Here is a 12525-nt window from a genome sequence, read left to right as displayed (position 1 = left end):
GAAGGCGGCTGATCGGAGTAGTTTATTTGGCTTCCGCGGAAATTTCGATTTGTCGTGGCGGGAAGTCGAGTAACGCTTCGCGATTTTTAGGCACGAAATCAAACTCAAAAATCACAGGCAATTCCTGTTGCGCCACATTGGCGGCTTCTTCCTTGTAGCCGAAACGCCAGTCCGCGAGTTTGTAGGCGTCGGGATTTTGCAGCAGGTTTTGTGCTTCTTTAAAAGCACTTTCATAGGGCTTTATTGCCATTTCCTCGCGATCGATCTTCACATCTCGCCAGGTGCGGGACGCCGTTTGCACTTTGCCGTCACCGCCTACCATGATATCGATGCGACCGCCCAGTCCCAGTACATCGAGCGTCTGGTTGCCGTTTTTGATGCGGCGGTTGATTGTCACGATCGAACCTTTTTCGCCGCGTGTAATGTCCGCATCCCGACCGCCGACGGGCATGCTGGCCGTCAACAGTTTTTTGGAGCTGATCACGCCGGTATCCTCACCCAGCCAGCCCAGTTTACGGACCAGCGCGACGGCACCCTCACGTTGTGCTGTTTCAGAGAGCAATGCGCGAGGGGTGACGGCTTTGCCGCTGGCACGCAAAAACACCGCACCGCTTTGCTCGTTGCGCTGCAGCACGGCACTGCCACCGTTAAAATTAGCATCGCGTATCTGCTCGATCGATTTCGTGGTGATCAGGCGGGTTTTAAACTCGGGCGGATCTTTCGGCGTGACAAGGCGCACGCGGAGCAGGATGTGCGGAATCAGCTCGGGCTTCCAGATAAAGGCGGGCTGCTGAGTTTGCGTGCCGCCCGCATACAGGATGTGTAGATGTGAGCTGCCGGATGCATTGCGGCGGTTGGTAAAGGTCGCATCGTACAGCGGCGTGTTGGCGATGTTGCTGCCACCCCGTGTGATGCACAGGGGTTTGACCGTTGAACTGCCAAGGCCGTTGATGAAGGCTTCTGCCACTGAGGCGCCGTGGTTGTTGAATTGATCCCAGATCGCATTCACGTTGCCTTCGTGACAGTAAGCGAGTGTGGAGACGCCGCAGGCCATGCGAAGATCTTTGCCCAGCGCAGGTCCCCAGCGCTCGAAGACATTGCGCATCGAGGCGGAATCTGCCGATCCGTTGAAATTTTCCGGCTGCGAGTAGTCGCAATCACCCCCGCTGCACACCTGCGGGCCGTGCGCGAACACTTCACAGGAGCATTGCCAGTAATAGCGCAGCTGACCGCCGCCTGCGATATTGCCTAGCAGGGTGTCGCTCGGATGTCCGTTGGTGCCCAGCGCGTTCCAAGTGGTCGGATTGCCGTGTCCTGCGTAGAAAAACAGCATCGGTTTGTCAATACCGTTCACCGCATCTGTGTCGTCGCCTGCCGCGTCCTTAGTCTTGTCATTGTAAAAATGCGCCGTGTTGGTCAATCCCGTATGGATGTGGGTCTTGCTCCAGGAGGCGGGGGCGAAGTTGGCCGCCGTGTTGTGGTTGCTCATGTCACGACCGAACAGGAATTCATTCGCGGTGTCGATATGCCAGTCGGTGTTGCCGTGAGCTGCACGCGCGCTGTTAAGGATCGGATCACAGGCGATTTCAAATTCGGCGTGAGGCGACTCGATGGCCGTCCCTACTATTTTTATGGCTTGCCAGCCTTTGTAACCGGGCAGAGCTGAGCCACCCAGTGTCCACGAGGTGGATACCGCTTTGGAGCCCGCTTTGAGGAATTTGAGCGTACGGGTTGCGGTGTCGGTTGCGCCATCGCTGCGTGTGAAGATATAGCTGACCGTGCCCGGTGCATTGACCTTGATGGTGCCGCTAAAGGTCACTTTGGCCGGGCAGTCGCCTGAAAATAGCTTGACCGAAGGGGATAGTGTGACGGCCGTGACGGCGGCCTGGCTGGTCTGAGTGCATAAAAAAAGCAGGGCGCCTATCACGGCACTTATCCCCGTTAGGTTCATGCGGGCTGAAGTATACATATTGATCTCCTGACGGGGGCGTATCTGAATGTTTCCGGCTCATCCCCCCGAATGAACCTGAAACAGCTATGATTGCCTGATGCCGCTTGAGTATCCGTTGGGCCTTTAGGGCTGTCAATATGCCAAAATGCCTATGTTTTTTGAGATGTTGACTGATATATTGCGCAACGATTGGCGCTGCGGGCCATTTTATGGAGAGGCTATGGCTAAAGTAAAAACGATTTATTCCTGTACCGAATGTGGTGGTCAGACGGCAAAGTGGCAGGGGCAGTGTCCGCACTGCATGGAGTGGAACACGTTGGTCGAATCGGTGGCCGAAACTGCGAGCAAGGGCGTGAATCGTTTCTCCGCCTTGGCCTCCACTAGCCGTGTGCAGATGCTCTCCGAAGTCGCCGCGGAAGAAATGCCGCGTATCCCGACGGGGATCGAAGAATTTGATCGCGTGCTGGGCGGCGGTCTGGTATCCGGTGCCGTCGTGCTGATCGGCGGTGATCCGGGGATCGGCAAGTCCACCTTGCTGCTGCAGGTGCTGGCCCATCTGTCGATGCAACACAATACACTTTATGTCAGTGGCGAAGAGTCCGCACAACAAATTGCGCTGCGCGCTAAGCGTCTGGCGCTCGATGCACAAAATTTACGTCTGTTGCCGGAAATTCAGTTGGAGAAGATTCAGGCGACTATCGCCGCCAATAAACCGTCGGTGGTGGTGATCGATTCGATTCAGACCGTGTATTCCGAACAGTTGACCTCGGCACCGGGGTCGGTTGCTCAGGTGAGAGAATGTGCGGCGCAGTTAACCCGCATCGCCAAGAGTCAGAACATCACCATTATTCTGGTAGGGCACGTCACCAAGGAGGGCGCGCTGGCAGGTCCGCGCGTGTTGGAGCACATTGTCGATACGGTGCTGTATTTCGAAGGAGACACGCATTCGAGTTTTCGCCTGATACGCGCGTTCAAAAACCGTTTCGGTGCGGTGAATGAACTGGGCGTGTTTGCGATGACCGAAAAGGGTTTGCGCGAGGTATCCAATCCATCGGCGATGTTTTTATCTCAGCACGGTCAGCAGGTGGCAGGTTCTTGTGTGATGGTGACGCAGGAGGGGTCGCGTCCGCTGCTGGTGGAAATACAGGCGCTGCTCGATGAGGCACACAGCCCGAATGTTAAACGCCTGTCGCTGGGTTTGGAGCAGAACCGGCTGGCGATGTTGCTGGCTGTATTGCACCGGCATGCGGGGATTGCCTGTTTCGATCAGGATGTGTTTATCAATGCGGTAGGCGGCGTGAAAATTACCGAGCCGGGGGCGGATTTGGCGGTGATACTGGCGATGGTCTCAAGCTTACGTAATCAGCCGCTGCCCGAAAAACTGGTGGTATTCGGTGAGGTGGGACTTGCCGGTGAAGTGCGTCCGGTGCAGCGCGGTCAGGAGCGCTTACGCGAAGCCGCGAAGCTGGGCTTTACATCGGCCATCATTCCGAAAGCCAATGCGCCCAAACATCCGATACCCGGAATGGAAATCATCGCGGTTGAACGGGTGGAGCAGGCTGTCGACCGAATGCGTTGAGACATCGGTATTGTTGTGCGGATGGCCGTCTCGCGTTAGAGTGCGGTTAGGTCAAATATCGGGCAAGAGGAGAGAGGCAATGTTGTTAACCGTATTGGCTGCGCTGGCCATCTTTATTCTGCTGGCATTTTTTCGTGCCACGGTAGTCAGCTGGTTATTGGCTTTTATGGTGATCGTGCCGGTGGTGGCGATACAGGCGCGCCTGTCCGAAACGGTATTGCAAGGGGTGTATTTATTGTTGTTCCTGATTGTCGTGGTATTCGGCGTGCCCTTGTTGCGCCGCACGATAGTCAGTGCCGCCGTGTTAAAACTGTTTCGCAAAATCCTGCCGCCAATTTCCGCCACCGAACAGGAGGCGATCGATGCGGGTACCGTGGGGTGGGACGGCGAGCTGTTCAGCGGTCATCCCGACTGGGATAAGTTGCTCGCGCTGCCCAAATGCGCGCTGAGTGAGGCTGAACAGGCATTTCTCGACACGCAAGTTGAACAGCTGTGTGCCATGCTAGACGACTGGGATATCACGCATAACCGCCTCGATTTGCCGCCCACTGTCTGGAAGTTCCTTAAGGACGAAGGGTTTTTCGGGATGATCATCCCGAAAGAATACGGCGGGCTGGCTTTTTCAGCTCAAGCGCATTCCGCCGTGATTGCCAAAATTGCTTCCCGTAGCAGTAGCGCCGCTGTGACGGTGATGGTGCCCAATTCGCTGGGGCCTGCCGAATTGTTGCTGCATTACGGTACGTATGAACAGAAGAAAAAATACCTGCGCCGTCTGGCGCGGGGGCTGGAAGTACCGTGTTTTGCGCTGACAGGTCCTGTGGCAGGATCGGATGCGGGGGCGATCCCAGACACGGGGGTGGTGTGCCGGGGCGAGTTTGCCGGGAAAAAAAATCTGCTGGGTATCCGGCTCAACTGGGATAAACGCTACATCACGTTAGCGCCTGCAGCGACCTTGATTGGTCTTGCTTTCAAACTCTACGATCCGGATCACCTGTTAGGCGCAGAGGTTAACCGCGGCATCACGCTGGCTTTGATCCCCGCGGACTGCAAAGGGGTCGAGATCGGGCGCCGCCATCTTCCCCTTAATTCGGCTTTTTTGAACGGCCCCATCCAAGGTCGCGATGTGTTCATCCCGCTCGATTATCTGATCGGTGGCGAGGCGCGCATCGGTCAAGGCTGGCGGATGTTGATGGAGTGTTTGGCCGCCGGGCGTTCGATTTCACTGCCTGCGAGCAGTACCGGCGGGATGAAGCTGGCTGCGCGCACCAGCGGTGCCTATTGTCGGGTTCGTCGCCAGTTCAATTTACCCATTGGACGTTTTGAAGGGGTGGAAGAGGCGCTGGCGCGCATCGGTTCGTATACCTATATGGTCGATTCGGCGCGCGCCTTAACCGCGCAGGCCGTGGATAGGGGTGAGAAGCCTTCGGTCATTTCGGCAATCATGAAATATCACGCCACCGAACGCGCTCGTACCGTGATCAATGATGCGATGGATGTACACGGCGGCAAGGGTATCAGTCTGGGGCCGGATAATTATCTGGGGCGGCTGTATCAGCAGGCGCCGATCAGCATTACCGTGGAAGGCGCGAATATCTTAACGCGCAGCATGATGATCTTCGGTCAGGGCGCGATCCGCTCTCATCCTTATGTTCTGAAAGAAGTCGCGGCAACTCGTGAGGTGGATCACGAGCGTGCGCTGCATCTGTTTGACGATGCCCTGTTCGGTCATGTCGGATTTTTCTTAAGCAATGTCGCGCGCAGTTTTGTGTTCGGACTCACGGGCGGACGGGGCATTCCTGTTCCTGCCGGCGTTGTGTGTCGCGGCTATTATCAGCAGTTGACGCGATTTTCCTCGGCGTTTGCGTTGAGCGCAGATGTCGCGATGGCGGTATTAGGGGGTTCATTGAAGCGTCGTGAACGGCTCTCAGCTCGTCTGGGCGATGTGTTAAGTCAGCTTTATCTGTGTTCGGCTACCCTCAAACGTTTTGCCGATGATGGTCGTCCTGCGGGTGACTTGGCCTTGGTGCACTGGGCCATTCAGGATGCGATGTATCAGATCCAGCACGCCTTCGAGGGGATTATTCAGAATTTTCCCAACCCCATTGTTCGCGGCCTGTTGCACGCACTGATTTTTCCGCTGGGAAAACGCCTGTTGCCGCCTTCTGACCGGCTGGCGCATGAAGTGACTGAACTTTTGATGCAGCCCGGCGAAGTGCGTGACCGGCTGACGGCAGGGATTTATATTTCAGGCCGGGAGAGCGATGCGGTCGGTGTGCTGGAGGCCGCGCTGGAGAGTACGCTGGCCTGCGAACCGTTGCAAGCGCGTTTGAATGTGGCGCGCCGGGCCGGAAAATTACAGGTGAGGGATGAGTTACTACAAATTGCCGAAGCGCGCGAGGGCGGTCTGATCACGGCAGCGCAGGCATTGGAACTGGAACGCGACTATGCGCTGCGCTGTCGAGTGATCAGGGTGGATGATTTCTCAGTGGAGCAGCTACGCACGGGCGTAAAAGACTTGAATCTGGCCTATGAAACCGTGATGAATCACGTTTGGGACAGCAGCAAACATGGTGCGTGACCTGAGCGACAAACTCGTCCTGATCAGATGGGATACCTGTGGCACCCAGCTATCGTCGCTGATGCCGCGTGGCAGATTTTGACAGGCAGCACGGGAATTTTTACATCGACGAGGACGTGTTGCGTCATGCCGGAATGTGCGATTTTGCATCCTATGGGGTGTCCCCCGGTGCTGTTTTGTACCGGGATTTGTTTTTGGATGAATGAGGGAAATGATGCTTGAAATAATTTCACCCGCAGAAGCCGGCAGCTTGCACGGCTTGTTTTTGGAGCGTGTACGCCGCACACCCGACAAGATCGCCTACCGTTATTTCGGGAACAATGCCTGGCAGGAACTGAGTTGGCAGCAGATGCAGTCTGAGGTGGCGCGCTGGCAGACGGCGTTAAGCTATCTTAATTTGCAGCGTGGCGACCGGGTCGCCATCATGTTGCGCAACTGCCCGGCATGGATTGCATTCGATCAGGCAGCGCTCTCGCTCGGACTGGTCACGGTGCCCCTGTATACCGTAGATCGGCCGGATAATCTTGCCTACATCGTAAACGACTCGGGGGCCAAAGTCTTGTTGTTTGAATCGGCCGAGCAATGGCTGGGGCTGCGCACGGTGCGCGAACAGTTGCAGGACGTGGTGCGTTTTGTGAGCCTCGACTCTTTGCCGGATTTGGATGAGGCGCGGCTGATTTCGATGGCGAAATTTTTACCGGAGACCGCGCAACTGCTGCCGGCTGCCGTCTGCCGGATGGATGAGTTAGCCAGCATTATTTACACCTCAGGCACGACAGGTAAGCCCCGTGGCGTGATGTTGAGTCATGGCAATATGCTGAGTAATGCGCGCGCTTGTCTGGATACTTTTTCGGTCCGTAGCGAGGATGTGTTCTTGTCATTCTTACCGTTGTCGCACACCTTTGAGCGTACGCTGGGCTATTACCTGACTGTGATGACGGGGGCTACGGTCGCATTCGCACGTTCTATTCAGACCTTGTCGGAGGATATGCAGGTCATACGCCCGACGCTGCTGATCTCGGTGCCGCGTATCTATGAGCGGATTTACGCGGTTATCCGCGCCAAGCTAGAGGATGGTCCGCGCTTTAAACGCCGGCTTTTTTATCTGGCGGTTGAAACGGGCTGGGCGATGTTTGAGCACCAGCAGGGGCGCGGTCCCTGGCGCGCGTCCTTTTTGCTTTGGCCTGTGCTGCAAAAACTGGTAGCGCAAAAAGTGCTCGATAAATTGGGTGGACGATTGCGGGTGGCGATTAGCGGCGGGGCTGCGCTGGCAGCGGAATTCTCCCGGGTATTTGTCGGCTTAGGGCTGCCTATCGTGCAAGGCTACGGGCTGACCGAAACCAGTCCTGTGATCAGCGGAAATCATCTGGGAAATAACTTTCCCGACAGCGTCGGTCAGCCAATAAGCGGCGTTGAGGTGCGCTTGGGCGCATTGAGCGAATTGCAGGTCAGAGGGCCAAATGTGATGCTGGGCTACTGGAATAATCCGGAGGCGACCCGTGCAACGCTCGCTGCCGACGGTTGGCTTCGAACGGGCGATATCGGGCATATCTCGGATACAGGGCACATTTACATCACAGGGCGCATCAAGGAAATCATCGTGATGTCGAACGGTGAAAAGATTCCGCCCACCGACATGGAACTGGCGATTTTGCACGACCCTTTGTTCGAACAGGTGATGGTATTCGGTGAGGCGCATCCGTATCTGGTGGTGCTGGCCGTGCTCAACCCGCAAGTATGGTTGCATTTTGCCCATGAAGTCGGTATCCGCCCTGACATGCCCGAAGCGTTGACCGACAGCCGGATCGAAGCGAAGGTGCTGCGCCGCATTGCGCGAAATCTGCGCGGATTTCCAGGCTATGCCAAGGTTAATCGGGTATTGCTGCTGCGCGAACCCTGGAGTATCGACAACGGTTTACTGACGCCGACGATGAAACTACGCCGCGATGAAGTCACCCGCCGCTTTGCGGCGGAAATTAAGCAGCTCTACGAGAGGCGCTGAGTATGGATGAATTGACAACCCTGCCTGATCGTCAGCCTACGCTGCGCGTGGTGACGATGCCGGCCGATTGCAGTTATACGGGCGATGTGTTCGGCGGCTGGATTATGGCGCAGGTTGATATTGCCGGCAGTATTCCGGCAGTACACCGTGCACGAGGCCGCGTGGCGACCGTAGCTGTTAACTCATTCTTGTTCAAACAGCCGGTGTTCATGGGCGATATCGTCAGTTTTTATGCTCACATCGACAACGTCGGGCGTACCTCGATTGCGGTGAATGTCGAGGTTTATGTGCAGCGCGATCCTGCACAACCTGTTTGTGTGAAGGTGACGGAGGCGACACTGACTTATGTGGCCGTCGATGAAAATCGTCGTCCGCGCGAAGTTCCGCCAGAAGTGTAGTGCGACAAAAATTACGCTGAGTGAGAATTAACATATGCAAGTAATGGCTTGAGGGGGCAGGCTAGTCTGGATGCCGCCTTTTGCGCTGATCGAGCAACGTGGCAGCGGTCTTGGTAATGCTTACGCTGGCGGTGCGGCAAGCGCTGAAGATGCCGACGATTTTTTCAGCAACGCACCAAGGACCCAGAATGCGGCTGTTAACATGGATCTGGCCGGAAAGGGCTATCTGCTGTGCCGCTACAACAGCAGCGTGGACATTCTGAGCGTGCAATACGCACACAGCTTTTAAAAGTATTTAGGGAGTTGGGCTATGCATATCCGTAAAGTGGCTGTGTTGGGGGCAGGCGTGATGGGCGCGCAGATTGCAGCCCACCTTGTCAACGCAGGCATCGAGACGGTGTTGTTCGAGCTGCCGGCTCCGGAGGGCGAGCCGAACGGCCATGTCGATCGCGCACTGGCAGGATTAAAAAAGCTCGAACCCGCTCCGCTCTCCAGTATGGCTAACCTCGCGTATATTCAGGCGGCTAATTATGATCAGCACTTGGCGCGCCTACTCGAATGTGATCTGGTAATCGAGGCGATTGCCGAGCGCATGGACTATAAATTTGATTTATATCGCCGGGTATCGCCCTTTATTGCAGAGCAGGCTATTTTTGCGAGCAATACCTCTGGATTGTCGATCAATACGCTGGCGCAAGCATTCCCCGTTGAATTGCGTCATCGCTTTTGCGGCGTGCATTTTTTCAATCCGCCGCGCTATATGCATCTGGTCGAACTCATCGCCTGTCGGGAAACGGATCGCTTCTTGCTCGATCGACTCGAAACTTTTTTAGTGTCGACGCTGGGCAAAGGCGTGGTGCGCGCCCTAGATACGCCCAACTTTATTGCCAACCGCATCGGTGCATTTTCGATGCTGGCAACGCGCCACCATGCGCAAGCGTTTAATCTGGGTTTCGATACCGTCGATGCGCTGACCGGACGTTATCTCGGACGCCCCAAAAGTGCGACTTTTCGGACCCTCGATATTGTCGGGCTTGATGTGTTCGCTCATGTGGTCAATACCCTGCGCGAGAACTTGAATGACGATCCCTGGCACAGGCATTTTGAGTTGCCGGTCTGGTTCACCTATCTGGTCGATCAAGGTTCGCTCGGGCAAAAGACACATCGTGGCATTTACCAGAAAATCGGCAGCGAGATTCATGTGCTGGATCTGCATACGCGCGAATATCGTTTGTCGGATGCGACGATAGACGAGGGCGTTAAAACCATCCTGCGCGAACGGAATTGGGCCAAAAAGCTGGCAGGATTACGCGCTCATGTGCATCCTGAGGCACAGTTTTTGTGGGCGGTGTTTCGTGATGTATTCCACTACTGCGCGTTGCAGCTCGAATACATTGCCGATAACGCACGGGATTTCGATTTCGCGGTGCGCTGGGGCTTTGGCTGGGATAACGGTCCGTTCGAGATCTGGCAGGCGGCAGGCTGGCAGCGGGTGGCCGGCTGGATTGCGGACGATATTATGGCCGGGCGCACCATGGCGAATACGCCGCTGCCCGTCTGGGTGACTGACCCTGCCCGCACCGGCGTTCATACGCCTCAGGGTTCCTATTCGCCTGCGCGGCAATGCGATCAACCCCGCTCGACGCTGGCGGTTTACCGTCGTCAGTTGTTCCCTGATCAACTGACAGGCGAAGTGCGCGAATACGGTGTGACGGTGTTTGAGAGCGATGATCTGCGCATGTGGCATATCAACGCGGGCGTGGCCATTGTCAGTTTCAAAAGCAAGATGCACACGATTTCAGATGCGTTGCTGGACGATATGCTGCGCGCGATTGATGAAGCGGAAGCGAATTTTAGTGCGCTGATTATCTGGCAGAGCGAGCCGCCATTTTCCTACGGCGCAAATTTGCTGAAACTGATGCAGGGCGTCCAGGAAGTTCATGCGGGGATGTTCGAACAATTTCGTCAGGCGGCCAATCGGGTCAAATATACCGTTGCAGCTGGCGCGGGTTTAGGCGAGTTGCTCAATGCAGCGACCGGTAATGTTCCTCGTGTCGGGGATGTGGTGGCTAAATTTCAGCGCGTCTCGCAGCGTTTAAAATACGCACGGGTGCCGACTATTGCGGCGGTTGACGGCTTGGCGCTGGGCGGTGGCTGCGAGTTCGCCATGCATTGCACGCGCATCGTGGCCACGCTAGAGAGCTATATCGGCCTGGTGGAAGTCGGTGTCGGCTTGTTGCCGGCAGGGGGCGGCTGCAAGGAGATGGCGATGCGCGCCTTTTCTGAGGCGCAGCGTTTTGCCAATGAGGATCGTATCGATGTGTTTCCGTTTGTCAGACGTTATTTCCAGCAGATCGCGTTAGGGACGGTGGCCAAAAGTTCCGAGCAGGCGCGTGAGATGGGCTATTTGCGCGCCTCGGACCGGATCGTGATGAATCGCTTTGAGTTGTTGCATGTCGCACAACAGGAGGCGCACGCGCTCACCGCGACTTCATATTGTCCACCGCTGCAGCAGTGCCAGATTGCCGTGGCAGGCCGCACCGGCATTGCTACCCTGACTGCAGCGATGGTCAATATGAAGGAAGGCGGTTTCATCTCTGAACACGATTATGATATCGGCTGCCGTGTCGCACAGGTGATGTGCGGTGGCGAGGTGGATGCGGGCACACTCGTTGATGAACAATGGCTGCTCGATCTTGAGCGGCGTCATTTTCTGGCGTTGCTGGCTACTGACAAAACTCAGGCTCGAATCGAGCACATGTTGAAACACAGCAAGGCATTGAGAAATTGAGGAGGTTTAGGTGAGTGGTCAGGTTCAGGAAGCCTATATTGTTGCGGCAACCCGCACGCCGGTGGGGCGCGCGCCGCGCGGCATGTTCCGCAACACGCGGCCGGACGATCTGCTCGCGCATGTGTTAAAAAGCGTGCTGGCGCAAGTGCCAACGCTCGATCCGGCCCTTGTCGGTGACGTGATTGCAGGCTGTGCGATGCCCGAAGCTGAACAGGGCATGAATGTCGCACGCATCGCGTTGCTGCTGGCAGGTCTGCCGCACACGGTGCCCGGGATGACGGTGAATCGTTTTTGTGCATCGGGTTTACAGGCCGTAGCGCAGGCTGCCGACCGCATCCGGCTGGGCGAGGCGGATGTGATGATCGCTGCGGGCGTTGAGAGCATGAGTATGGTGCCGATGATGGGCAACAAGGTGGCCTTCAATCCGGCAATTTTCGAGAACAGCGAGCATCTGGGGATTGCTTACGGCATGGGGCTGACAGCGGAGCGCGTCGCAAAGCGGTGGCAAATATCCCGCGAGGATCAGGATTCTTTTGCGTTGCAAAGTCATCTGCGTGCGCTGGCGGCAATGAATAACGGCGAGTTCGCAGGTGAAATCACCCCGTATCTGCAGGAAGATCATTTGGCCGATCTGCATAGCCGTTCCGTGCAGAAGAATTGCCGTGAATTGAGCCAGGATGAAGGGCCGCGCGTGGATACGTCGATGGATGCGTTAGCCCGTCTTAAAGCGGTGTTCGTACAAAACGGCTCGGTTACCGCCGGCAACAGCTCGCAACTGTCCGATGGCGCTGCCGCGGTGTTACTGTGTTCGGGGGCTGCGCTAGTGCGTTACAATCTGACGCCTGTTGCCAGATTTGTCGGGTTTTCGGTAGCCGGTGTGCCGCCCGAGATTATGGGGATAGGACCCGTTGAGGCCATTCCGCGCGTCTTGCGCCAAACGGGATTGTGTCTTGCTGACATGGGCTGGATTGAACTCAACGAAGCCTTTGCCGCGCAGAGTCTTGCAGTCATTCGTGAGGTCGGGCTCGATCCTGCGCTCGTGAATCCTTTGGGGGGTGCGATTGCGTTGGGTCACCCGCTGGGTGCGACGGGGTGTATCCGGACGGCGACGCTCGTGCATGGCATGCAGCGCAAAGGGCAGAAATACGGTATGGTAACGATGTGCATCGGCAGCGGAATGGGGGCGGCCGGTATATTCGAGTCTCTATAATTCAGCAGGCACCCTG

The 12525-nt window shown here is 56.5% G+C and carries 9 protein-coding genes; 8 read left to right on the top strand and 1 reads right to left on the bottom strand.

Annotated features, from left to right (window positions below; all coding sequences use genetic code 11):
• Positions 1-22: 22 nt before the first annotated feature.
• The gene (locus GALF_RS09345; protein WP_013293810.1) at positions 23-1969 is read right to left on the bottom strand and encodes a hypothetical protein; all 1947 of its coding nucleotides are present in this window, start codon (positions 1967-1969) and stop codon (positions 23-25) included.
• Between the two features lie 202 nt (positions 1970-2171).
• Between GALF_RS09345 and radA the strand changes: the two genes are divergently transcribed.
• The 8 genes from radA to GALF_RS09310 all read left to right on the top strand — a co-directional run bounded on the left by radA (position 2172) and on the right by GALF_RS09310 (position 12509).
• Complete coding sequence (radA, locus tag GALF_RS09340) at positions 2172-3530, top strand: DNA repair protein RadA (RefSeq protein WP_013293809.1); 1359 nt, start codon at positions 2172-2174, stop codon at positions 3528-3530.
• A 79-nt stretch (positions 3531-3609) separates the two neighbouring features.
• Entirely contained in the window at positions 3610-6108 is a 2499-nt protein-coding gene (locus tag GALF_RS09335) for an acyl-CoA dehydrogenase (RefSeq protein WP_013293808.1), read from the top strand.
• A gap of 68 nt (positions 6109-6176) precedes the next feature.
• Entirely contained in the window at positions 6177-6314 is a 138-nt protein-coding gene (locus tag GALF_RS15720) for a hypothetical protein (RefSeq protein WP_190274066.1), read from the top strand.
• Between the two features lie 5 nt (positions 6315-6319).
• Complete coding sequence (locus GALF_RS09330) at positions 6320-8110, top strand: AMP-dependent synthetase/ligase (RefSeq protein ID WP_317623712.1); 1791 nt, start codon at positions 6320-6322, stop codon at positions 8108-8110.
• Between the two features lie 2 nt (positions 8111-8112).
• A complete protein-coding gene (locus GALF_RS09325) occupies positions 8113-8508 on the top strand; it encodes an acyl-CoA thioesterase (RefSeq protein WP_013293806.1) in 396 nt (131 codons plus the stop codon).
• 70 nt (positions 8509-8578) lie between these two features.
• Positions 8579-8797, top strand: a complete 219-nt coding sequence (locus GALF_RS09320; protein WP_013293805.1) for a hypothetical protein — start codon at positions 8579-8581, stop codon at positions 8795-8797.
• A gap of 21 nt (positions 8798-8818) precedes the next feature.
• Positions 8819-11299 (top strand): 3-hydroxyacyl-CoA dehydrogenase/enoyl-CoA hydratase family protein, encoded by a 2481-nt coding sequence (locus tag GALF_RS09315; protein WP_013293804.1) that lies wholly within the window; start codon positions 8819-8821, stop codon positions 11297-11299.
• 10 nt (positions 11300-11309) lie between these two features.
• Positions 11310-12509, top strand: a complete 1200-nt coding sequence (locus GALF_RS09310) for an acetyl-CoA C-acyltransferase (RefSeq protein WP_013293803.1) — start codon at positions 11310-11312, stop codon at positions 12507-12509.
• Positions 12510-12525: the final 16 nt, after the last annotated feature.

Source organism: Gallionella capsiferriformans ES-2 (assembly GCF_000145255.1).
GTDB lineage: Bacteria > Pseudomonadota > Gammaproteobacteria > Burkholderiales > Gallionellaceae > Gallionella > Gallionella capsiferriformans.
The sequence above is the reverse complement of the archived record's forward strand: the minus strand, read 5'-3'. Positions and strand labels throughout refer to the sequence as shown.

Excerpts from the sequence above, each read along its gene's own strand:
- GALF_RS09345 (WP_013293810.1), bottom strand. The coding sequence starts at position 1,969 with ATGTATACTTCAGCCCGCATGAACCTAACGGGGATAAGTGCCGTGATA.
- radA (WP_013293809.1), top strand. The coding sequence starts at position 2,172 with ATGGCTAAAGTAAAAACGATTTATTCCTGTACCGAATGTGGTGGTCAG.
- GALF_RS09335 (WP_013293808.1), top strand. The coding sequence starts at position 3,610 with ATGTTGTTAACCGTATTGGCTGCGCTGGCCATCTTTATTCTGCTGGCA.
- GALF_RS09330 (WP_317623712.1), top strand. The coding sequence starts at position 6,320 with ATGATGCTTGAAATAATTTCACCCGCAGAAGCCGGCAGCTTGCACGGC.
- GALF_RS09325 (WP_013293806.1), top strand. The coding sequence starts at position 8,113 with ATGGATGAATTGACAACCCTGCCTGATCGTCAGCCTACGCTGCGCGTG.
- GALF_RS09320 (WP_013293805.1), top strand. The coding sequence starts at position 8,579 with ATGCCGCCTTTTGCGCTGATCGAGCAACGTGGCAGCGGTCTTGGTAAT.
- GALF_RS09315 (WP_013293804.1), top strand. The coding sequence starts at position 8,819 with ATGCATATCCGTAAAGTGGCTGTGTTGGGGGCAGGCGTGATGGGCGCG.